This is a genomic window from Flavobacterium sp., from assembly GCF_044357305.1.
In the GTDB taxonomy this organism is placed as follows: Bacteria; Bacteroidota; Bacteroidia; order Flavobacteriales; family Flavobacteriaceae; genus Flavobacterium.
Window position 1 is genome coordinate 31,130 of record NZ_JBIKPS010000012.1, and the last position, 23,775, is coordinate 54,904.

The window sequence follows — 23,775 nt, forward strand, 5'->3', positions numbered from 1 at the left end:
CTCTATACAAATATGAACACCCAAGAAAATACTATAGAAACCACTTTACAATCATTGGATAATCTCCAAAGATTGGAAGTGCCTATTGGTTTGCAATTTTCTATTAAAAATAATTTTAATGGAAATGCACCATCTACTATGAGTACAACTCAAAAGTGGATGTTGGCTGCAAGCGTTGTCGTACTTATTGGAATAAACGTTCTTACAATAAAACAATATTCGAAACAATCCGAGAAAACTACTGACACCGCTTCTTACGAAAAGAATTTAGTATATAAAGAATATTTTTCTAATACAATCGAATAAAAATTGAACCCATGAATAATGTAAAATTTTTAAAATCCATTTTGCTAGTCCTGCTACTAGTAAATGTAGCAACCATAAGTTTTTTATGGTTTACAAAACCACCCAAGCCTAATCTGCAAGGTTCCGCTAAAGGTTTTTTTGCACATGAATTATCATTTTCTGCAAAACAAGAACAACAGTTTGAAGCATTGCAAACTGCTTTTCAGGAGCAAAGAGAATCATTAAGACAATCGAATAGAGAAACTCATGATGCCTTTTTTGATTTGCTTCAAAATCCTAAAGTAGATTCTGCTACTGTTAAAAAAGCAGCTGATGAAATTGTTAAAATTAAAGAAAAAGAAGAACTAGCCATTTTTTATCATTTTCAAAAAGTGAGAGCCATTTGTGATGCAACACAAAAGCAAAAGTTCGATAAGATAGTTAAAGAAGCAGCGAAAATGATGGGTCCAAGACAACATGAAGGTCATGGTCCGCCACCTCCACCTCCAGGAATGGGAGACGGACAAGGGCCACCACCTAGAAGGTAATTTATGAAAAAAGTAGTTGTAGTAATAGTAATTTTTGCTTTGGCATGTCTTTCTTTTCAAATGAAAATCAATAAGAAAGACGTTCCGGTTTCATTGCATCTTAATTTTCAAAACGAACCTTTAGTTTTGAATGATAAAAAATATGTGACCAAAACAAACGACACCGTTACGGTTACTAAAATGAAATTTTATCTCTCTAATGTTGTATTAGAATTGGAAGACGGAACACAATATAAAGAAAACAATAGTGTTCATTTGGTGGATGCAGAAACCTTAAGTTCCTTAGAGTTTCATTTGAAAAACGCACCAGATTTAAAAATAAAAAAAATTCGATTTGATATTGGAATAGATAGTTTGACAAGTGTTTCTGAAAATTTTGATAGTGATTTAGATCCAGCATTGGGAATGTATTGGGCTTGGAATACAGGATATATCAATATGAAATTGGAAGGGAAAAGTTCGAGTTGTACCAATGTTAAAAAAGAATTTCAGTTTCATATTGGAGGGTATTTGCCAAAGCAAAATGCCTTGCGAAAAATAGAGTTGGAAGTTGCGGAAAGTCAAAATATAATTATAAACGTGGAATTGGATAGATGGTTAGACGCTCTATCCTTAAAGGAAACAAATTCGATTATGATACCAGGAGAAAAGGCAATAGCAATGGCTAGAATTTATAAAAATATGTTTTTAATTGATGAAGAGAAATAGTCTATTTAATATAATACTGCTACTTTTAAGTTTTTTCTTTTTTTCATGGAAAAATTTAGAAGAATCTTCTGAATATATAAGTTTTAATGTTCCAAAAGGATGGCCAAAACCTGTTTATGATTTTAAGAAAAACCAACTTACCTCGGAAGGTTTTGAATTAGGAAGAGCATTATTTTACGACCCCATTCTCTCTAGAGATAGTACTATTTCATGTTCTAGTTGTCATTTGCAATATACAGGTTTTGCACATACCGATCATGCGTTAAGTCATGGCATTGATGGCAGAATAGGAACTCGCAATGCCCCAACTTTAGTAAATTTGGCTTGGACCAAGGTATTTAATTCGGATGGAGGAGTACTTAGCTTAAGTGCGCAACCCATCAACCCGATTACCAATTCGCAAGAAATGGATAATACCTTGGTAAATGTTTTAGATAAATTAAACCAATCTAAAAAATATAAGAGCCTATTTAATAAAGCTTTTGGGGATAGTTTAGTAACCACCAAAAAACTGTTGCAAGCCATTGCGCAATTCACGGTTTCATTACAAACGTATAATTCAAAATACGATAAAGTAATGCGGCATGAAAAAGATATTTTCTTTACGGATCAAGAAGAAAATGGGCACCATTTATTTAAACGAAATTGCGAATCATGTCATAAAGAACCATTGCTTACCAACGATAATTTTGCAGATAATGGCTTGCCAATGGACAAAGATTATAAAGATTATGGAAGAGTGAATATCACCCAAAATCCAAAAGACAGTTTTAATTTTAAAGTGCCAACCTTGCGTAATATTGAATTTACTTATCCGTACATGCACGATGGACGGTTTATGAAGTTACGGGAGGTTATTAATTTTTATACCGATGGAAAAATTAAAAGAAAAACATTGGCAAAAGAATTACAAAAACCAATAATTTTAAATGAAAACGAAAAAAAAGATTTAATTGCTTTTTTGAAGACATTAACCGACAAAGAGTTTTTATTTAACCCAAAATTTAGTTTTCCTAAAGAGTAAAAAGAATATATTTTAATCTAAATCAAAAAAACAATATGAAAAAAACAAGTACTTTTTTAATTTTATTGATGACATTCTCTTTGAATGCTCAGACTAATCCTATTATTTCAAGTTGGTTACAAAATACAACTGGAATCACAGGAAGACATTATGTTGCCGGAAATGCAACACCTATATCAGATGCAGTACAAGCAAATGTTCAAACAGTTCAATACAATGCTACTAATGTATATGTTTCGGCTACAGGAATTCCTGCTTATATAACCGGACCTTTTCAAGATGGCAATCCATCTTTAGCAACTGCTCAAAATAAGATTTTCAAGTTTCCTATAACTCCAACTCAAAATACAGGAACTGCAACAGCAACTTCAGGAGGGAATATTGGGATATTCAAAAATGGAGTTGCTTTATTTGATTATCGTGATGGAGTTGCTTGGAATAATACTACTCAGTCACTTTGTGGAGGACCAGGATTTACGCCTTGTCCTGGTGGTCCTGGAACTACACAAGCATGGAATCGAGATGCAATTCCTGCAGAGCGTGCAGGTTTTGATTGTGCAAAAGCACATCCAGCGATGGGAAATTACCACCACCATCAAAATCCTAGTGCATTTAATTTAGACTTAAATATTTTATCTACAGTTTGTAGCACATACCCTTCGGATGGTTTGTATGTTATTAATACGTCTCAACATTCGCCACTTTTAGGATTTGCTTATGATGGATTTCCAATTTATGGAGCCTATGCATATACAAATATAGATGCAACTGGTGGAATTTCAAGGATGAAATCAAGCTATCAATTAAAAACTCAAACTACTAGAACTAACGGGCCATCTGTAGGTCAGGTTGTTGGTACACAAACTATAATTAATGGATATTTTAGAGAAGATTATGAATATGTTGCTCATCCTGGAGACGCTACCTATTTAGATACTCATAATGGACGCTTTTGTAAAACTCCAGAATATCCTAATGGTATTTATTGTTACTTTACCACTGTTGATGCAAATCATAATTCTGCTTATCCGTATGTAGTGGGACCAACTTATTATGGAAATGTAGTTGCAACAACTGTAACAACTGTACCAAGCGGAACAACAACTTATTCCCAACTTTCTAATGATGTATTTGAAAATAAAGAATTTAAAGTTGTAATAGCTCCAAATCCAGCTCAAGATTTTATTGCAATACAAACTCAAATGGCTGAAAAAGATTATAAAGTAGAGCTTATTGATGAATTAGGTAAAATAATTAAAACCTTAAAGATTCTTCAGGGAAGTACACTTTCAATTATTGAAACAGATACCGTTCACAACGGAGTTTATTTTGTTAGAATTTCAGATGGAATAAATTATAAATCAACTAAAGTGATACTAGAATAATAGTAATGTTTTTATTTTGACTCCTCTTTTTTTGGAGGTGGAATGCTCATTAATTTCAAAAAAAAAATTATACATTTATAAACATTTTTGATTTTAATAGTAAATATCAATTACGAAATCGAAATAGTGCAACACAACATTAACTCAACATTTTATCATTTTAATATTTTTTCAGTTTGTTGATATCAAATAAATAAATAACGAAAACCATTGATAAACATTATTTTAGGTTTTTAATATACAAAAAAAATCAATATTTTTTTTGTATAGTTTTTTTATTATAAAACAATGTTGTGGAGATTTAAAATTTATTAAATTTGAATATTAATTAATAACACAAAAATTATGAAAAAAATTACTCTTTTATCTGTCTTGATGACATCTTTCTTTGGTTTTGCTCAACCATCGAACAATGCACCTGTACCAACTAAAGCTCCTGCAGATGTAATCTCAGTTTATAGTGATAGTTATACTAACATTGCTACCAATTACAATCCAGGTTGGGGTCAGACAGGAGCTGTTAATCCAACTTTTAATCCTGGTGGATCTGGAAATTTTGTTATGGCTTACACAAATTTCAATTATCAAGGTACTAACTTAACAGCACAAAATGCTGCTGGGATGGAATTTTTACATGTGGATATTTGGTCAGCGGCAAATCCTGCAAATACTATTATACAGGTAAGTCCTATTAATCAAGGAACGGGCGCAGGTGAAACACTTGTAACAATAAATCATACTCAAGGTTCTTGGTATAGTGTTGATATACCTAAAAGTGCTTTCACTGGTATGACATGGAATAATGTGTTTCAAATGAAATTTGCTGCAAATGGACCTGGTAGTACTGTGCCTGCAGATATTTATTTAGATAATATCTATTTTTGGAAAACACCTACTGCAACTGGTACTGATGCAACATTAAGTAATTTACAAGTTAACGGTGCTACCGTTCCAGGATTTTCTGGAGCAGCTCTAGATTATAATTTTGATTTAGTAGTTGGAACAACTGTAATTCCTCAAATAACTTTAGCAACTACTAATGACCCTTCAGCAACGATTACTTTGATAACACAAGCTACTGCTATACCAGGCACAGCATCCGTTAAAGTTACTTCTCAAAATGGTGCCGTAATTAAAACTTACACAGTAAATTTTGCAGCAACAATACCAAATCAATCTCCAACCCCTTCAACTCCAAATGCTGAAGTTTTGAACATATATAGCGATACAGCTGGATATACAAATAACTGGGTTCCAGATTATTCTTTTGGTGGATATGCTGCAATTCAAGATTTAGATCTTGGAACTGGAGTTAATGAATGTATTAAAATGAATTTTGCTGCAATGGGATATGGTCAAGGGACTAATGGTGTAACAAATGTTACTCCTTACAACTGGTTACATTTTGATTATTTTGCTGATAATGATTCCAACCAAATTCGATTTATTATGATAGGTAATAATGGTGGAGTTGCAGAATATGTTTATGAATTAACTCCTGAAGGAAGTGATGGAACACTTGTAAAAGGGTCATGGCAAAGTGTTAATGTTCCATTAAGTTTCTTTGTAAACAAAGGTTTTACAAAAAGTACTTTCTTTCAATATAAATTAGGTACAACTTCAGATTTAGTATCTAAAATAGTATTTTTTGATAATATTTATCTTTCATACAACCCTGGTACAGTTTTAAATAATACTAATTTTGCTGCTTCTACAGTTAATATGTTCCCTAATCCAACTTCGGATAATGTAACAATTACTTCTAAAACTGAAATAGAAACAGTTTCTATTTATAATGTTTTAGGTCAAGAAGTTATGAAAAATACACCAAAATCGGATTCTGTAACTATTAATATTGCAGATTTCCAAGCAGGTGTTTATTTAGTAAAAACTACTACAACTGACGGAATTAGTACTTCTTCCAGAATAATTAAAAAATAATTTTTCTCCTATTTTAGAAAAGCACGTTTTATAAACGTGCTTTTTTTTTTTTGATATTTAGTGCAATTATTAATATCTTTATATTTTAATATTTAAATCACCCCATGTTTAAAATTAATTTTTCTAAGCTACTATTGTTAATTTTATTAGTAAATGGTTTTTTGAGTTTCTCTCAAGAATTACCTCCTATAATAAAATATAGCCCTAATATTTATAATGCTGGTAATCAAAACTGGATGGTTTCGCAAGATAAAAACCACATTTTATATTTTGCTAATAATGAAGGTTTGTTAGAGTATAACGGTACCGTTTGGACTTTGTATAAATCTTTAAATGAAACCATCATCAGATCGGTTAAAGCAATTGATGATTTGATTTATACTGGGAGTTATATGGAATTTGGTTATTGGAAAAGAATGACTAATGGTCGATTAACTTACTTTTCATTGAGCAATAAAATAAAAGATAAAATTATTGATGATGAACAGTTTTGGAATATACTAAACTTTGATAAATGGGTAGTTTTTCAATCTTTAAACAGAATTTATATTTATGATTTAGAAAGCAAAAATTTTAAAATAATTACTCCAAAAAATAGCATTACAAAGATTTTTAAAACCGAAAGTGCTATTTATTTTCAAGTTATTAATGAAGGTTTATTTGAAATTGAAAACGGAAAAAGTCAATTAGTTTCAGAGGATTTAATTTTTAAAAACAATAGAATTGTCAATGTTTTTCAAGATGAAAGTGGATTAATAATTCACACCCAAACGAATGGGTTTTATAGATTAATTAAAAACAGTATTTCTAAGTTTGTTACTTCTGCCGATTCTGAATTAATTAATACTAGTATTTATAGTAGTTACCAATTAAATAACGGCAACTTTGCAGTGGGAACCATTTCCGATGGAATATTTATTATTTCTAAATATGGAAAAATAGAATACCACATTTCACAAACCAATGGATTAAGTAATAATACCGTACTTTCATTATTAGAAGATTTTGATAAGAATTTATGGATCGGTTTAGATAATGGAATAAATTGCATCAATTTGCAATCCCCTGTTAAAAGTTATTCCGATGAATCGGGAAAATTAGGTACTGTTTACGCTTCAGTTCTATACCAAGGGAAACTATATGTGGGCACTAACCAAGGGTTGTTTTACAAAGCCAATAATAGTAAAGATTCCTTCCAATTTATTTATGGTACAAAAGGTCAAGTTTGGTCTTTATTTGTAAATGGAGATACTCTTTTTTGTGGTCATGATTCAGGAACTTTTGTAATTGAAAGCAATATTGCTAAGTGTATCTTTAATCAATCGGGCACTTGGAAATTTCAAACTATCCCAAATAAAAATTTATTACTTCAAGGAAATTACTACGGAATCTCAGTATTAGAAAATAATAACGGTCAATGGGTGTTTAGAAATAAAATAGCTGGATTTGGCTATTCTTCAAAGTATTTTGAATTAAGTAGTTCTAATCATGAAATATATGTAAGTCACGAATATAAAGGGATTTTCAAATTTACAATTGATAATAATTTCACTAAAGCAGAAAAAATAATTAAGCTTAATTCTCCACCAAAAGGTAAAAATGCGAGTTTAATCAAATATAATAATGCTATTTATTATACTTATAAAGAGGGCGTATTTAAGTTAAATAATAAAAACCAAACTTTTGAAAAAGATTCATTGTTAAGCAATATTCTTACCAAAGATGAGTATACTTCGGGGAAAATGATAGTAGACAAATCGAATAAAATTTGGTTTTTTTCCAAGAATTACATCTATTATTTTTATCGAAATAAATTGAACTATAAACTAAAGCAAAATACTATACCTATTCCTTCAAAATTCACAAATTCATTAACTGGATATGAAAATATCTCGCAGCTTAATAATTCAGAGTATTTTATTGGCACTACCGATGGTTATTATACCATCAATTTAAATGATTTAAGTTTTAAAAACTACACTGTTTTCATATCTACAATAAGTGTTAATAAGCTAAACGAAAAATCTAATGATATTTCCATTCAAGATGTAGGCGAGTTGCATTACGATGAAAACAATATCGCTATTAATTATTCTGTTGCAGAATTTAACAAATACATCAATGCAGAATACCAATATAAATTAGAAGGCTTCCAAGAAAATTGGAGCCAATGGAGCACTAAGTCTAGTATAAATTTTAAAAATTTATCTCCAGGAGATTATAAATTTATTGTTAGATCTAAAATTGCTAATTCTAACCTTGAAAATTCTGCAGTTTATAAGTTTACAATTTTAAAGCCCTGGTATTTCACTAATTTAGCTTTATTTATTTATTTTCTAGGACTACTTTATCTTGCCTTTTTTATAAATAAAAGATATAAAAGCTATTATACTAAACAAAAAACGAAGTTAATTGAAGAGAATAATTTATTGTTAGAAATTAAAGAATTAGAAAATGAACAGCAGTTAATGAAGTTGCGTAATGATCAATTATCGTTGGATGTAGATGCCAAAAATAAAGAGCTTGCCTTTTCAACAATGAGTTTAATAAAAAAGGATGAATTGCTTACGCTCATTAAGGATGATTTAAAGAAAACTACCGATGAAGGAAATAAAAGCATGAGTATTAAATCTGTTATTTCTACAATCACCAAAAACATTAATAACGAAGACTCTTGGAACATCTTTAAAGATGCTTTTGATACAGTAGATAAAGACTTTTTGAAAAAATTAAAAACCATGCATCCTCTATTAACTCCTAATGATTTAAGACTTTGTGCTTATTTAAGATTGAATCTTTCTTCCAAAGAAATAGCACCATTACTTAACATTTCAGTTCGAAGTGTAGAGATAAAACGATATCGTTTGCGTAAAAAAATGAATTTAAACCACGAAAACGGTTTGGCTGAGTATATACTCTCTGTGTAATGACTTTATTTTTGTTCAATTGTAACTATACAAAGGTACAACATTGTTTGTTTTCGCATTCTTAAATTGCAGTTTTTACTGCATATATTTTAAAATCAAAGTTCTATATATCAAGCACTTGTTATTAATATAGAGAGTCTGTACTATTTATATTTTGATGTATATTTTTTGTTGTATTTATTTTTGATTTTATTAAAATGTTATCCTATACTTTTATAAAATAAATCAAAGTTAAATTAATAGTATTAATCTTAAATAAATTAAAACTTCATACTAAATTAAACTTTAAATTTTTTTGTTAACCAATAAACTAAGATTACCCTTATGAGAAAAATTATTATTTTACTAACACTTTTTTGCTTTTCTGCATCTCTACATTCTCAAACTGATAGAGTAGTAGTTGAAAAGAGCAATTCTGGTTTTAAACTTAAAGTCAACGGAAGTGACTTTATGATAAATGGAATAAATTGGGATTATTTTCCAATTGGTACCAATTACAATTATAGTTTATGGAAACAATCCGATGAGGTAATTAAAGCAGCATTAGATACTGAGATGGGCTTATTGAAAAATATGGGAGTAAATACCATAAGACAATATTCAGGTATTCAACCTAAATGGATAACTTATATTCATCAAAAATATGGTATCTACACTATGATTAATTATTCGTTTGGTAGATATGGACTTACCTTAAATGGAAATTGGGTTCCTAATATTAATTATTCGGATACTGCAACCCAAAATGAACTAATTAAGGAAACGAAAGAATTGGTTGCTACCTATAAAGATACTCCAGGATTATTGTTGTTTTTATTAGGAAATGAAAACAATTACGGATTGTTTTGGGATGGTGCAGAATCAGAAAACATTCCTTTAGAAGATAGAAAATCTACTATCAGAGCTAAAGATATGTACAAGATTTTTAATCAAGCCGTTCTTGAAATCAAAAAAGCAGACACCTCGCACCCTGTTGCAATTTGTAATGGTGATTTATTATTTCTTGACATAATTGCAAAGGAGTGTAAAGACATAGACATTTTAGGAACCAATATGTATCGTGGTGTTTCTTTTGGAGATGCTTTTCAAAAAGTAAAAGAAAAATTAAATAAGCCATTACTTTTTTCTGAATTTGGTGCTGATTCTTTTAGTGCTATTGAAAATGCCGAAGACCAAAAATCTCAAGCCTATTATATGGTAAATAATTGGAAAGAAATTTACCAAAATGCTGCTGGTTTAGGTAAAGCAGAAAATTCTTTGGGAGGTTTTACTTTTCAATTTAGTGATGGTTGGTGGAAATTCGGACAAACTAAAAATTTAGAAATTCATGATGATAACGCTTCATGGTCTAATGGTGGATACCAATCTGATTTTCAGCAAGGAGAAAACAATATGAATGAAGAGTGGTTTGGTATTTGTGCTAAAGGACCAACCAATGCTAGAGGATTGTATAATTTATACCCACGTGCAGCATACTATGCCTTGAAAGAAGCTTACCTTATAAATCCATACCAAAGCGGAGCAACTTTTGCTTCTATTGAAAAGCATTTTGATAGTATTCAATTAATGGATGCTGTTTTAAGAGCAAGAGGAGATAAAGCAGCTCTAGGTGGAAATGATACTGAGATGTTAAAAATCAGTAACCTTAGAGCAGAATTCACCACATTTAATACAGGAGGTAGTTTAATTACTACCCCAAAAAATGCAGATCCAACTTCTACTTCCTATCCTAATAAATTAGGTTTTGATCAAATGCAATCATACTATGTTGGGGTAGAAGGAAATCCTGCGCCAAATATGAAAGCCAATGTAAACGTAAACATTCTTGGGCACGTTGCAGAAAATCCAATTAATGAAATCTTTTATGAAAATAGAGGTAGAAGCCAAAATGTAAAAACCGAAAATGGTGTTGTAACGCAAAGCGATGTTAATAGAGTTCAAGTTTACAATGCTTCGTATACTTGGAATGAGAAAGCTTTTGATTTAAGAGGTTTTTATAGAACAGGTCATTACCATTGGGGTTATGAAGGCGATTTCTTCGGATTATATCCAGAAGCTAATTATGGTCCTAATTTAGATTTATATAACGGAGAAACTTCAGGTTTTGAATTGGATGGGAAAAAAGCTTTAAATGGTTTAAAAGTTGCCTTTGGACCACAATTATGGTGGGGAGCTAACCCAGCTTATCTATTAAAATATGCTAAAAAATTCGGAAATATTGATCTAGCTGCTGTTTATCATGAAGATATTGCAGACGCTAACGTAGCAACTACCTCAATTGCTATTCCAATGCCAAAAACACGTAGAGCTACAGTTTATTTCAAAACGAAACTAGGAGCTTTTGGTTTTGAATTAGGAGGGATTTTGGCAGGACAACCATTAAATGGTAGAACTTTTCAATTTGCACAAGAAAAAGATGGTGTGTATACCGTTTATGATGACAAAATTACTGCTAAAGACAATTGGGGAGGTAAAGCTAAAATTACCTTCTCTAAAGGTGGATTTAACATGTACACACAAGGCGCAATAATGGGACTTGTTGCTAATGGAGGTGCCGATAATACAAAAACCTTTACAGGTTGGAGATTAAAAGATAGTGGAAGTGGAAACCAAACTAACTTCTTAGCTGGTTTAACTTACAGCATAGGTAATCTTCAAATTGCGCCAAACTTCTTATGGCAAAAACCATTAGTTGGTGCTATGCCAAACGATATCAATGCGCCTGGAAGATTAAGAAATATTCAATCGGATCCATTTGTTGTTAGAACTAATAGAGAAACAGTTGGAGCAGAGTTATTACTTACTTACGATCCAACTCCTGCAACTTGGTATTACGAATGGGATAATGATATGGCTGAAGATGCTAAATTTGCAATTAATTTAGATTTTGTTTTCCGTCATTTGCCAACAACTCAAGATGCTGCTATTGGATTTTTAGTAAATCGTACTGCATTTGCATTTCCAAATTCAACTCCAGCACATGATTTATGGGAGCTAAATTCAAGAATCGTTTCTAAACTAACTCCAGATTTAGGATTTATTACAAATCTTTATGTAGGTAATGCACAAGCAAACGGAAGTGACACTAGACTTATTGAACGAATGGGTGGAGATCTAAGATTAATCTATAAAAAAGTAAAATTAGTTACTTCATTAAAACTGAACGATTGGGGTCCATACGATTACCACCGCGATTTTAACTTGACTTATCCAACTCAGTTTTCATTAGATTTATCTACTTCTGTAGGAAAACCAAATTGGTTCATTTTACCTAATACCAAATTAGGAATAATGGGAACTTGGCGATCATTAGACCAATATTCTCCAAGATTTCTTCCAAATCAAACTGCTTCATTGTTCGCTACACAACCTATTATAAGTCCAGTTGGATTTAATAATGGTTCTGAGTGGGAAATAAGAACTTATATTCATATTAACATTGGAAAATAATTTTAAAATAAAAAAGATGAAAAATATAAAAATCAATTATATCAAAAACGTATTTGTAGTAGCATTGCTTTCACTTACAAATTTTAGTTGTGAAAGAAATATGGCTGATGATGCTACACTTTCTACTTTCTCTAAAAACGGAGATGTTTTTATCGATACGTTTAGTGCCGGATTAGGATATGGTGCTTTTGGAGGGTCAAAATATACTGCTTTTACGGTAGATACCGATGTTAAATACCTTGGAACAGCCTCTATGAGATTTGACGTGCCAAGTGTTGGTGATCCGAGTGGTGCCTATGCAGGTGGTGTTTTTATTGATGGTTCGGGTCGTAATTTAACCGAATTTGATGCTTTAACTTTTTGGGTAAAAGGTTCGCAAGCTGCAACATTAAACGAAGTAGGTTTTGGAACCGATTTCGGGTTAAATAAATACAACGTTAGAATGCAAAATGTTCCAATTGATACTAATTGGAAAAAGATAATTATTCCTTTGCCAGATGCTTCTAAATTAATCCAAGAAAAAGGAATGTTTTGGTATTCTGAAGGTGCAGAAAATAATTTAGGTTATACTTTTTGGATTGATAATGTAAAATATGAAAAACTAGGGACAATTGCTCATGGACAGGCATCAATTATGAATGGGACTAATGCATCTGAAACAACTTTTGTTGGTGTAACTTCTAAAGTTGATGGAGTTATTGCAACATTTAATATGCCAAATGGTATTAATCAATCTGTAACTATTAGTCCTGCTTATTTGAATTTCACATCTTCAAATCCAACTGTCGCTTCTGTTGATTCTTCTGGGGTGGTAACTTCATTAAGTGCAGGAACTTCTATTATTACAGCTACATTTAACGGAATCCCAACAACTGGTAAGTTAACAATTAATTGCGTAGGTGTATTTTCACATTCACCCGTTCCTACTTTAAATCAAGCTAATGTAATCTCAATTTTTTCAAATGCATATACAAATGTTCCTGTAAACTATTATAATGGATATTGGGCACCTTGGCAAACAACTTTGTCAAATGATTTTTCGGTACAAGGCGATAATGTTTTAAATTATACTGTTTTTAACTTTGTGGGTATTGAGTTTAGTAATCCAACAATAAATGCTAATTCAATGACTCATTTTCATTTAGATGCATATATTCCGGGTGCAATAGCTCCTGGAAGACAATTAAGAGTTGTCTTAGTTGATTTTGGAGCAAATGGTATTTATGGTGGTGGAGACGATACACGCCATTCTACAACATACACGGCACCTTTCTTAGTTTCTCAAAACTGGATGTCTATTGAAATTCCTTTTTCTGCAATGCCTGGTCTGTTAAGTAGATCGCACCTAGCTCAAATTATTTTGGAAGGTGGTGACAATTCCGTTATTTACGCAGACAACATCTATTTGCATAATTAATAAAACAAATTTTTAAAAAAAAACATATTCTTATGAGCTTAAAATTCTTAAAAATAAATACAATTTTGTTTACTATTGGTTTTTTTGTTACTGGTTGTTCCACTGATGAAAAACAAACAGTAACAACAATGAATAAATTGGTAATGCAAGATGAGTTTGATACTGCTGGTGCTCCAAACAATGCCATATGGAATTATAATATTGGTACTGGAAGCAATGGCTGGGGAAACAATGAATTAGAGTATTATACTAACAGACCTGAAAATATCAAAGTTGAAAATGGTATGTTAAAAATAACTGCAATCCGAGAACAATTTATGGGGTCGGGATATACTTCTGCTAGAATAAATAGCATGGGTAAATTTGAGCAAAAACATGGCCGTTTTGAAGCTCGTATCAAAATGCCTTACGGAAAAGGTTTATGGCCTGCCTTTTGGTTGTTAGGTGCTAATTCAAGCACTGTTTCTTGGCCACAATGTGGAGAAATAGATATTATGGAATATCTTGGTAGCAATCCAACTTCAATTTTTGGAACCCTTCATGGTCCTGGTTATTACGGAGCTAATGCAATTACTAAAAATTACACATTAAGTAATAACAGATTTGATACGGATTTTCACATTTTCGGAATAGAATGGGGAGAAGATTATATCAATTTCTACGTAGACGATGTGCTTTACAACCAAATCACACCGGCTAAAGTTCCAGGTGAATGGGTGTTTAACCAACCTTTTTATATAATTCTTAATCTTGCAGTTGGTGGAAATTATCCAGGTTCTCCAAATAGTGAAACTCTTTTTCCACAATCAATGCTTATTGATTACGTTAGGGTTTACGAATAATATAAATCAAAATAATTAATTATTTCAATACCAATATTAGACTTTTTGTTTCAAGAAGTCTAATATCTTTTTTTTTATTTTCAAATAGAAGAAATAGAATTTAAACACAATCATGAGCCCAAATTCAACTACAATAGATAGTAATAAGAACTTAATACTGGATAAAACTGTTTCTATGGAAATAGCAACCATTAATGGCGAACAATATTATAAAATAGCCAATAACGATGCTATGCGTCCTTTTTTCATGAGTATTGTAAGTGATTCCAATCATTGGATGTTTATTTCCAGTAATGGTGGACTTACAGCTGGTAGAAAAAATGCCGAATTTGCACTTTTTCCTTATTATACAGATGATAAAATCACAGAATCTGCTGATATTACTGGGAGTAAAGCTATTTTTCAAATTACTTTTGAAAATCAAATTTTGGTTTGGGAACCTTTTTCAGAACGATTTACCGATAAATATTCAATTACCAGAAACCTTTATAAAAACTTCTATGGCAATAAAATAATTTTTGAAGAAATTAATAACGATTTACAATTAACGTATAGATGCCATTGGAATACAAGTAATAAATATGGATTTATAAAAAAATCTGAAATCCATAATCATTCCTATAAAGAGTATACCATTTCACTTTTAGATGGAATTCAAAATATTATGCCATATGGTGTAAATAGTGATTTGCAAGCCACAACTAGTAACTTGGTAGATGCCTACAAAAGAAGTGAACTAGAACAAACTACTGGATTAGGGATTTTTGCTTTAAGCGCCATTATTGTAGATAAAGCCGAACCAAGCGAAGCATTAAAAGCAAATATCGTTTGGTCTTTAGGAATAGAAAATCCAACGCATTTAGTTTCTTCCTTACAACTTTCCAACTTTAGAAAAAAACAAAAAGTTTCTTCTGAAAACGATATTAAAGGTGAAAAAGGAGCCTATTTTTTAAATTCTGAAATAACTCTAAATGCCAATTCCCAAAAAGATTGGATGTTTATTGCTAATCTAAATCAGGATCATTCGGATATTGTTCAAATAATTGAAACAATTAAAAAGGAAAAAAATATTCAAAAATTAATTAATGAGGATATTGCATTAGGAACTCAAAATTTAATTAAAATTAATGCTTCTTCGGATGGTCTTCAGGCTACAGCAGATCATCTAAGAGATACAAGACACTTTGCAAACACGTTATTTAATATTATGCGTGGTGGAATATTTGATTATAATTATCAAATAGAAAAATCCGATTTTATTAATTATTTAATAAAAGCAAATAAATTTGTTTACCAAAATCTTGAAAATAACTTACAACAACTACCCGAATTATTTTCTTTGCAAACGTTAAAAACTTTTGCAGATAAACAGAAGGATGTAGATTTTGAACGATTATCCTTAGAATATTTACCACTTAAATTCAGTAGAAGACACGGAGATCCAAGTCGCCCTTGGAATAAATTTTCCATCAATACCCAAAGTGAAATTGATGGTTCTAAAATTTTAGATTATCAAGGAAACTGGCGTGATATATTCCAAAACTGGGAAGCATTAGCACATTCCTATCCTGAGTTTATTGATAGTATGATTCATAAATTTTTGAATGCCTCTACATTTGACGGATACAATCCGTATCGTGTTACTAAAGATGGATTCGATTGGGAAACTATTGAGCCCGATAACCCTTGGTCTTACATAGGATACTGGGGCGATCACCAAATTATTTATTTGTTGAAATTTCTTGAATTCATAGAAAAACACAATCCAAATAAATTAGACACGTATTTTGAAAAGGAATGTTTTGTTTATGCTGCAGTTCCTTATACGATTAAATCGTATGATGAAATAGTAAAAAATTCCAAAGATACTGTTGGCTATAACCACAATTGGGAGTCCATTATTAAAGAAAGAAAGCAAACCATTGGTGCCGATGGTGCCTTGTTAAATAGCAATGATAAAGAAATTTATCATGTGAATTTTATTGAAAAGATACTAGCTACCGTATTGTCTAAAATGTCTAATTTTATTCCCGAAGGTGGAATTTGGATGAACACCCAACGTCCAGAATGGAACGATGCTAATAATGCTTTGGTAGGTAATGGTGTTTCTATGGTTACACTTTACTATATGAGAAGATTTTTAAAATTCTTCCAACAATTATTAGATAATTCTAATCTAGAAAATATTAAGATTTCTAATGAAATGGTAGAATTTTACCATGAAGTAAGACAATGTTTAGTAGAAAATGAACATTTACTTTCTGGAAAAATAGACGATCAATCCAGAAGAAAAATATTAGACCGTTTAGGAAAAGCAGCTTCCGATTATCGCTATCAAGTTTATAATAGTGGATTTTGGGGTAAAAAAAGAACCCATTCTATGGCTGGGTTAAAAACATTTACTCAAGTATGTTTGAATTTTATTGACCATTCTATTAATGCCAATAAAAGAGCTGACAATTTGTACCATGCCTATAATTTAATGACTATTAAAAACGATAACGAGATTTCTATTTCCTATTTAAGTGAAATGTTAGAAGGTCAAGTTGCCGTGCTTAGTTCGGGATATTTAAATTCTAAAGAAGCATTAATCGTTTTGGATGGCCTAAAAAACAGCAAATTATTTAGAGAAGATCAATACAGTTATTTATTGTATCCAAATAAAGAATTATCCAAATTTTTGCATAAAAATACTATTGCGAAAGAATCCGTTACACAATCCCAATTATTAACGCAGTTATTGGCAAATAACAATGCACAAGTTATCAAAATGGATTGCGATGGAAACTATCATTTTAATGGTAATTTCAACAATGCTAACGATTTGAAAATAGCTTTAGAGCAATTAAAAAATCAAAATGAATACCAAGCTTTAGTTGAAAAAGAATCCGATAAAATAACTGAAATTTTCGAAAATGTTTTTAACCACAAATCATTTACAGGAAGATCCGGGACTTTTTATGGCTATGAAGGATTGGGTTCTATCTATTGGCACATGGTTTCTAAACTGCAATTAGCGGTACAAGAATGTTGTTTCAAAGCTACTGAAGACAAAGAATCACCTGAAGTAATCGGACGTTTATTAGAACATTATTACGAGATAAACGCAGGAATTGGCGTGCACAAATCGCCAGCACTTTATGGGGCCTTTCCTACAGACCCGTATTCGCATACACCAGCAGGAAAAGGAGCGCAACAGCCTGGAATGACTGGTCAAGTAAAAGAAGATATATTAAGTCGTTTTGGAGAATTAGGTGTTTTTGTAAAAAAGGGCAACCTATATTTTACGCCTTATTTATTACGAAAAGATGAATTTTTATCCGAATCGAAAACATTCCACTATATAGATGTTCAAATGGAGCAGAAATCGATCGATTTAGAAAAAAATTCACTTGCTTTTACCTATTGTCAAATTCCGATTGTTTATAAAATTGGAAGCACTAATAGTATTGAAATTGTATACAACAATTCGACAACTAAAAAGTTGGCAACATCCTATGTTGATAGTGAAATAAGCCAACAATTGTTTGGAAGAACAGGGGAAATTAATCAAATCATTGTACATCTTTTAGAAACGGAATTGAAATAAATTCGTTAACTAAAACAAAAAAGACATTATAAAAATTAATGAAATCATGGTATAAACATATTGTTCTGTTTGGATTACTATTTATTTTTTTTGGTTGCAAAGTAGCTAAAGAAACCCATAGTAGTGCATCCTTAACTGCAAAAGATATTTTGGGAAATCCAAACTATTTAGCACTATGTTACGGTGGTTATAGAACCAATACCAGAGAAACGCAGCCAACAATTGTTCAAATTAAAGAGGATTTGAAAATTTTATCGGCAATGAATATTAAGTTAATTAGAACTTACAATGTTCATTTTGAAGAAGCGGCCAATTTGTTAAAAGCCATTCAAGAATTAAAAAAAGAAGATGGCAATTTTGAAATGTATGTAATGCTTGGTGCTTGGATAGATTGTAAAAATGCCTGGACAGATAAAACGCCAGATCACAATGCGGAAAGCGAACGAAATGCAAAAGAAATTGCAACTACGGTAGCATTAGCAAATCAATATCCGGAAATTGTTAAAATTATTGCAGTTGGAAATGAAGCAATGGTAAAATGGGCAGAAAATTATTATGTGCAACCAAGTGTAATTTTAAAATGGGTAAATTATTTGCAAGATTTAAAAAAGCAAAATAAGTTATCTAAAGATTTATGGATTACAAGTTCCGACGATTTTGCCTCTTGGGGTGGTGGGGATAAAAGTTACCAAACTAAGGATTTAGAGGAGGTTATAAAATCTGTAGATTATGTTTCGATGCACACGTATCCGTTTCATGGGACCCATTACAATTCTGATTTCTGGAAAATTCCAAACAAGGAGGCATCCTTTTCGGATAATGAAAAAGTAGATGCGGCAATGGCGAGAGCCCAAGAATATGCCCAAACGCAATATAATAATGTAAAAAACTATGTAAAGAGTATCAGTCCAAACAAACCAGTTCATATTGGTGAAACAGGTTGGGCTTCTAGTTCGGATGGATTGTATGGCAATGAAGGTTCAAAAGCTTCAGACGAATACAAACAAGGTCTGTATTATAAAAGCATGCGAAAATGGACGAAAAAAAAAGGAATCAGCTGTTTTTTCTTTGAAGCATTTGATGAAAATTGGAAAGACAAAGCAAATCAAAATGGTTCTGAAAATCATTTCGGACTTTTTACAGTAGATGGAAAGGCAAAATACGCATTATGGAACCAAGTAGATACCAAAACATTTAAGAGGTTAAAAAGAGACGGAAATTCCATTGGAAAAACATTTTCAGGAAATGAAGAATTGTTAAAAAAAACAGTTTTAATTCCACCAAACTAATTTATTAAATGAATCAAAAAATTTCTAAAATAATAAAAAAATAAAATTCTATAAATATGTCAAATAATAATATAAAAACAAAAGCGATTGTCCCGATGGGTCAAAAAATCGCCTTTGGATTAGGAATGTTAGCTAATCAAATGTTTCCTGCAGCTTTAGGTATTTTTATGGTTGTGTTGGTTGAAAATTTAGGAATGCCAACTTGGATGTGGGGTATTACCTTCTTTTTACCTAGAATTTTAGATGCTTTTATTGACCCAATTATGGGATTTATATCTGATAATACCAGATCTAAATGGGGCAGAAGAAGACAATATGTTTTTATTGGTGCCATTATTATGGGAATTTCATTTGTAGTAATGTGGCAATTATTTAGAGAAAGCGGCATTGATTATAATTTCTATTACTTTCTTATTTGGTCAATAATATTTTACATAGGACTTTCGATTTTTAGCGTTCCTTTTGTAGCAATGGGATATGAAATGAGCGATGATTTTCATGAAAGAACTAGTATTATGGCAATTTCCCAATGGATAGGACAGTGGGCATGGGTGATTGCTCCTTGGTTTTGGGTAGTAATGTACGATCCAAGTTGGTTTCCAAATGCTGATACTGCTACAAGAACTTTAGCCGTTTGGGTAGGAATTTCGTGCATGATTTTAGCAATGATTCCTGCAATTTTTATCAAGAGCAAGTCAACAATAGATGAAACTAGTTTTTCACCATTAACATTTAGTAAAATGGGAGGCAGTTTAAAGGAGATTTTTTCAAGTTTTATAGAAGCTTTTAAAAATAAACCTTTTAGAAAACTTTGCATTGCAACTTTCTTCATTTTTAATGCCTTTAATACTGTTGCAGGATTTACTTTTTTTATAGTAGTTTATTATTTGTTCAACGGAGTTTCTTCGGATGCAGGAATTTGGCCAACACTTTTCGGATGTTTAGGAGCTTTGTCTACTACTTTTATAGTAATTCCAATAGTGTCATGGATGTCTAAAAAAATTGAAAAAAAGAAAACCTTTTTAATTTGTCAAGGAATATCAATTTTCGGATATCTTTTGCTATGGTTTCTATTCATTCCCGGAAAACCTTACATGTTTATATTTGCCTTACCTTTCTTTTCGTTTGGTATTGGAAGTTTATTCACTTTAATGATGTCCATGACAGCTGATGTTTGTGATATGGATGAACTAATTTCTGGTAAAAGAAGAGAAGGAATATTTGGAGCTATTTATTGGTGGATGGTGAAATTTGGTTTTGCAATTGCCGGATTGTTAACCGGTATTATTATGTCTGCTGTGGATTTTCATCCAGGTGCTGCAACGCAAGCAGAAGGAGCTGTTTCGGGTTTAAGACTATTTTTCTCCGGAATCCCAATTTTAGGAACACTAATTGGAATGTGGGTAATGAGAGACTATGACTTGACGGAAGACAAAGCAAAAGAAATAAAAGAAAAGCTAGAAGAAAGAAGAGAACTACAATCACCTAGCCATTAAGATTTTTCTTTTTACAATCTAAAATTTAATTAAAATAATATAACTAAATCTTGAATATGAAAAATAGCACACTTTATAAAATTATTTTTTCTTTTTTTATGTTCTGTCAATTCGGTTTCGCACAAGTGGACGTAGTCTATTCTGATTTAGTTTGGTCGGATGAGTTCAATACCAACGGAGTAGTAAATCCAACTAAATGGTTTCATCAAACACAATTACCCGCTAGTGGAAATTGGTTTAATGGAGAAGTACAACATTACACAGATCAATTAACTAATTCATTTGTAGATGCAGGAATGCTAAACATTGTTGCCAAAAAAGAACCTTATACTAATCAAGGTATTACAAAACAATATACCTCAGCTCGATTGAATTCTAAATTTGCTTTTAAATATGGTCGGGTAGATATCCGAGCAAAAATTCCAAAAAATTTAGGCACTTGGCCTGCATTATGGATGCTTGGAAAAAATGTAAATGAAGATGGCGCATTTTTCGACTCTAGTTTTGGTACAACAAGTTGGCCTGCTTGTGGCGAAATAGATATATTAGAACATGGAATTACACAATCTCAACCAGATAATTACATTCAAAGTGCCTTGCATACACCTTCATCATTCGGAAATACCGTAAATATTGGTGGTGTAGTTGTGGGAAATAATATTGCCGATAACTATCACATATATTCTGTAAATTGGTCTCCTTTTCAAATATCGTTCTTGCTTGATGGGGTAGTTTTTTACACCTACAATCCAGCTGTTAAAACTCCAAACAACTGGCCTTTTAATGAAGAACAGTACTTATTATTAAATATTGCAATGGGCGGTGTTGCAGGTACTGTTCCAGATAATTACGTTCAAAGTTCTATGTTGGTTGACTATGTACGCGTTTATCAAAACACAACCATTGATACACAAATACCATTAAATTTCACAGCTACCATAGGCGCAGTTACAAGTACTTCTGTAGAATTATTATTAAATGCCACTGACAATTCGGGTACAATTGGTTATAATGTTGCTTATGGATCAACTTCTAATAGTATGGCAGGAACTTCTGGAGTTCAAAAATCGGTTGTTATTACAGGCTTAAATCCTAATACCTTATATAGTTTTACTGTAACAGCAAATGATTTATCTGGAAATGCCGCAGTAAACAATCCAATTGTTCTAAATGCTACGACCTTGCCAAACTCCACTCTAATATGTTCTGGAACTTCTACTTTAGCACAACAAGGTTCTTTTTCAACAGGTTACAATTATGAATTTCAAACCAATGGAACAGACGTTAAAATAACTTACGGACTTTTAGATACCGATAAAGTAGGCGTAATTGCAATATTATGGAAACAAACTCCATTTACGCAAACCAATATGACAAATGTTTCTGGAAATATATTTACCCATACCATAACGGGGCAAACTTTAGGATCTACCATTAAGTATGGAGTTAAATTTGCCTATGCTGGTGGTTTGTCGGTAACAAGTTATTATTCTTATGTAGTAGGAAGTTCATGTGCCTTACAATTAGATACTTTTTCAGAATTGAACCAAATTTCGTTTCCAAATCCCGTTACAGATGTTATAAATATTACTTCCAATATTAATCTAGATAAGGTGGAACTTTATAATCTTTTGGGGAATTTAGTATTAAAAACCGAAACAAATACTAATTCAATAGATGTTACAAATTTGTCCTCTGGAATTTATCTTATTTCAGTTTATTCTGGAAATGAAAGAGTAGTTAAGAAAATTATTATTCAATAAATTAAATCAGTTCTATTATTTTTTAAAGTGTGTAAAAATTCAATTTTTACACACTTTTTTTATGAAATAGATTCAAATAATTCTTAAATATTAGATTGTTATTTAGTTATAAAACTCACTATAATTGGTTTTTTTATTCATGATTCTTTCCCATTTTTAATATTTATTGTGTAAAAAGTGTTAAATTTTCATTTTGTATTTGGATATTAAGAAATTATTAAGTTATATTTGGCTATAATTTAATCAAAATTAACAGTCGCCTATCAAAAAAAATTACTTTTAGAAAAAAATATTTAGATTTTTAACACAACACTAAAAGGTAATTTTATGGCTACTACTCAAATCCCAGATGCTTTATTGGTAAAGAATTATATAGCTGGCGACGAAAACGCTTTGTCTATATTAATTAAAAAACATCAGTCTAAAATTTATGGTTTTATATATTCCAAAATGCCAGATCGTGATGTTGCCGACGATATTTTTCAAGATACTTTTATCAAAGTAATTAAAACGTTGAAATCTAATTCTTATAACGAAGAAGGAAAATTCTTACCTTGGGTAATGCGAATTTCCCATAATCTTATTGTAGATCACTTCCGAAAAAATAAAAAAATGCCGATGCTTCGCGAAACCGAGGAGTTTTCCGTATTCTCAATACTTACGGATACTTCTTTGAATGCTGAAGGAAGAATTATTACCGATGTAATCGAAAAAGATTTGCAAAAAATAATTTTAGAACTTCCAGAAGATCAAAAGGAAGTACTTATGATGCGTATTTATCAAGACTTAAGTTTTAATGAAATTGCAGAGCTTACCGGAGTTAGTATCAATACTGCTTTAGGAAGAATGCGTTATGCTTTAATGAACTTGAGAAAAATAATTGAAAAAAACAATATTATTTTAACTAATTAAACAATATTTCTTTTGCTATTTCGTTATATATATATAATTTAAAATAGACTATGGCAAAACTTTACTCTAAAAAAGCATTAGCAAACACCAAAATGTTACCAAAAAAAGAAACAATTAGTTTTATTCTTAATTATTCAAAAGCATTGAATATTATTAAAATAGGTAACCGAAATTACGAATTTATTGCTAATTAATTAAT

At 31.1% G+C, this 23,775-nt stretch carries 16 protein-coding genes; all 16 read left to right on the forward strand.

Going from position 1 to position 23,775, the window contains the following annotated elements:
- Nucleotides 1-12: 12 nt before the first annotated feature.
- The 16 genes from ACIQ2J_RS09050 to ACIQ2J_RS09125 all read left to right on the forward strand — a co-directional run bounded on the left by ACIQ2J_RS09050 (nucleotide 13) and on the right by ACIQ2J_RS09125 (nucleotide 23,770).
- Complete coding sequence (locus tag ACIQ2J_RS09050) at nucleotides 13-306, forward strand: hypothetical protein (protein WP_396168815.1); 294 nt, start codon at nucleotides 13-15, stop codon at nucleotides 304-306.
- Between the two features lie 11 nt (nucleotides 307-317).
- Nucleotides 318-833, forward strand: a complete 516-nt coding sequence (locus ACIQ2J_RS09055) for a periplasmic heavy metal sensor (protein ID WP_396168817.1) — start codon at nucleotides 318-320, stop codon at nucleotides 831-833.
- A gap of 3 nt (nucleotides 834-836) precedes the next feature.
- Nucleotides 837-1,541, forward strand: a complete 705-nt coding sequence (locus tag ACIQ2J_RS09060) for an MbnP family protein (protein ID WP_396168821.1) — start codon at nucleotides 837-839, stop codon at nucleotides 1,539-1,541.
- The gene (locus tag ACIQ2J_RS09065; protein ID WP_396168823.1) at nucleotides 1,528-2,565 is read left to right on the forward strand and encodes a cytochrome-c peroxidase; all 1,038 of its coding nucleotides are present in this window, start codon (nucleotides 1,528-1,530) and stop codon (nucleotides 2,563-2,565) included. Before ACIQ2J_RS09060 ends, ACIQ2J_RS09065 begins: the two co-directional genes overlap by 14 nt.
- A gap of 35 nt (nucleotides 2,566-2,600) precedes the next feature.
- Entirely contained in the window at nucleotides 2,601-3,950 is a 1,350-nt protein-coding gene (locus tag ACIQ2J_RS09070) for a YHYH protein (RefSeq protein WP_396168825.1), read from the forward strand.
- A 345-nt stretch (nucleotides 3,951-4,295) separates the two neighbouring features.
- The gene (locus ACIQ2J_RS09075) at nucleotides 4,296-5,891 is read left to right on the forward strand and encodes a T9SS type A sorting domain-containing protein (protein WP_396168827.1); all 1,596 of its coding nucleotides are present in this window, start codon (nucleotides 4,296-4,298) and stop codon (nucleotides 5,889-5,891) included.
- A gap of 104 nt (nucleotides 5,892-5,995) precedes the next feature.
- Nucleotides 5,996-8,818, forward strand: coding sequence for a triple tyrosine motif-containing protein (locus ACIQ2J_RS09080; protein WP_396168829.1), 2,823 nt, complete (start codon nucleotides 5,996-5,998; stop codon nucleotides 8,816-8,818).
- A gap of 324 nt (nucleotides 8,819-9,142) precedes the next feature.
- Nucleotides 9,143-12,268 carry a glycoside hydrolase family 2 TIM barrel-domain containing protein gene (locus tag ACIQ2J_RS09085; protein ID WP_396168831.1) on the forward strand — a complete coding sequence of 1,042 codons (3,126 nt, stop codon included), beginning with the start codon at nucleotides 9,143-9,145 and terminating at the stop codon, nucleotides 12,266-12,268.
- 16 nt (nucleotides 12,269-12,284) lie between these two features.
- Complete coding sequence (locus ACIQ2J_RS09090) at nucleotides 12,285-13,685, forward strand: glycosyl hydrolase family 16 (protein ID WP_396168833.1); 1,401 nt, start codon at nucleotides 12,285-12,287, stop codon at nucleotides 13,683-13,685.
- 32 nt (nucleotides 13,686-13,717) lie between these two features.
- Entirely contained in the window at nucleotides 13,718-14,527 is an 810-nt protein-coding gene (locus ACIQ2J_RS09095; RefSeq protein WP_396168835.1) for a family 16 glycosylhydrolase, read from the forward strand.
- Between the two features lie 112 nt (nucleotides 14,528-14,639).
- Nucleotides 14,640-18,116: a hypothetical protein gene (locus ACIQ2J_RS09100; protein WP_396168838.1), complete on the forward strand. Its 3,477-nt coding sequence runs from the start codon at nucleotides 14,640-14,642 to the stop codon at nucleotides 18,114-18,116.
- A 38-nt stretch (nucleotides 18,117-18,154) separates the two neighbouring features.
- On the forward strand, nucleotides 18,155-19,405 hold the full coding sequence (locus ACIQ2J_RS09105) for a glycosyl hydrolase family 17 protein (RefSeq protein ID WP_396168841.1): 1,251 nt from the start codon (nucleotides 18,155-18,157) through the stop codon (nucleotides 19,403-19,405).
- A gap of 56 nt (nucleotides 19,406-19,461) precedes the next feature.
- Nucleotides 19,462-20,901 carry an MFS transporter gene (locus ACIQ2J_RS09110; protein WP_396168844.1) on the forward strand — a complete coding sequence of 480 codons (1,440 nt, stop codon included), beginning with the start codon at nucleotides 19,462-19,464 and terminating at the stop codon, nucleotides 20,899-20,901.
- Nucleotides 20,902-20,957: 56 nt separating this feature from the next.
- The gene (locus ACIQ2J_RS09115) at nucleotides 20,958-22,664 is read left to right on the forward strand and encodes a family 16 glycosylhydrolase (RefSeq protein WP_396168848.1); all 1,707 of its coding nucleotides are present in this window, start codon (nucleotides 20,958-20,960) and stop codon (nucleotides 22,662-22,664) included.
- A 327-nt stretch (nucleotides 22,665-22,991) separates the two neighbouring features.
- Nucleotides 22,992-23,576: an RNA polymerase sigma factor gene (locus ACIQ2J_RS09120; protein WP_396168851.1), complete on the forward strand. Its 585-nt coding sequence runs from the start codon at nucleotides 22,992-22,994 to the stop codon at nucleotides 23,574-23,576.
- A 50-nt stretch (nucleotides 23,577-23,626) separates the two neighbouring features.
- A complete protein-coding gene (locus ACIQ2J_RS09125; RefSeq protein ID WP_396168853.1) occupies nucleotides 23,627-23,770 on the forward strand; it encodes a hypothetical protein in 144 nt (47 codons plus the stop codon).
- Nucleotides 23,771-23,775: the final 5 nt, after the last annotated feature.

Excerpts from the sequence above, each read along its gene's own strand:
- ACIQ2J_RS09085 (WP_396168831.1), top strand. The coding sequence starts at position 9,143 with ATGAGAAAAATTATTATTTTACTAACACTTTTTTGCTTTTCTGCATCT.
- ACIQ2J_RS09125 (WP_396168853.1), top strand. The coding sequence starts at position 23,627 with ATGGCAAAACTTTACTCTAAAAAAGCATTAGCAAACACCAAAATGTTA.
- ACIQ2J_RS09065 (WP_396168823.1), top strand. The coding sequence starts at position 1,528 with ATGAAGAGAAATAGTCTATTTAATATAATACTGCTACTTTTAAGTTTT.
- ACIQ2J_RS09115 (WP_396168848.1), top strand. The coding sequence starts at position 20,958 with ATGAAAAATAGCACACTTTATAAAATTATTTTTTCTTTTTTTATGTTC.
- ACIQ2J_RS09100 (WP_396168838.1), top strand. The coding sequence starts at position 14,640 with ATGAGCCCAAATTCAACTACAATAGATAGTAATAAGAACTTAATACTG.
- ACIQ2J_RS09070 (WP_396168825.1), top strand. The coding sequence starts at position 2,601 with ATGAAAAAAACAAGTACTTTTTTAATTTTATTGATGACATTCTCTTTG.
- ACIQ2J_RS09075 (WP_396168827.1), top strand. The coding sequence starts at position 4,296 with ATGAAAAAAATTACTCTTTTATCTGTCTTGATGACATCTTTCTTTGGT.
- ACIQ2J_RS09050 (WP_396168815.1), top strand. The coding sequence starts at position 13 with ATGAACACCCAAGAAAATACTATAGAAACCACTTTACAATCATTGGAT.
- ACIQ2J_RS09055 (WP_396168817.1), top strand. The coding sequence starts at position 318 with ATGAATAATGTAAAATTTTTAAAATCCATTTTGCTAGTCCTGCTACTA.
- ACIQ2J_RS09060 (WP_396168821.1), top strand. The coding sequence starts at position 837 with ATGAAAAAAGTAGTTGTAGTAATAGTAATTTTTGCTTTGGCATGTCTT.
- ACIQ2J_RS09090 (WP_396168833.1), top strand. The coding sequence starts at position 12,285 with ATGAAAAATATAAAAATCAATTATATCAAAAACGTATTTGTAGTAGCA.
- ACIQ2J_RS09105 (WP_396168841.1), top strand. The coding sequence starts at position 18,155 with ATGAAATCATGGTATAAACATATTGTTCTGTTTGGATTACTATTTATT.
- ACIQ2J_RS09110 (WP_396168844.1), top strand. The coding sequence starts at position 19,462 with ATGTCAAATAATAATATAAAAACAAAAGCGATTGTCCCGATGGGTCAA.
- ACIQ2J_RS09095 (WP_396168835.1), top strand. The coding sequence starts at position 13,718 with ATGAGCTTAAAATTCTTAAAAATAAATACAATTTTGTTTACTATTGGT.
- ACIQ2J_RS09120 (WP_396168851.1), top strand. The coding sequence starts at position 22,992 with ATGGCTACTACTCAAATCCCAGATGCTTTATTGGTAAAGAATTATATA.
- ACIQ2J_RS09080 (WP_396168829.1), top strand. The coding sequence starts at position 5,996 with ATGTTTAAAATTAATTTTTCTAAGCTACTATTGTTAATTTTATTAGTA.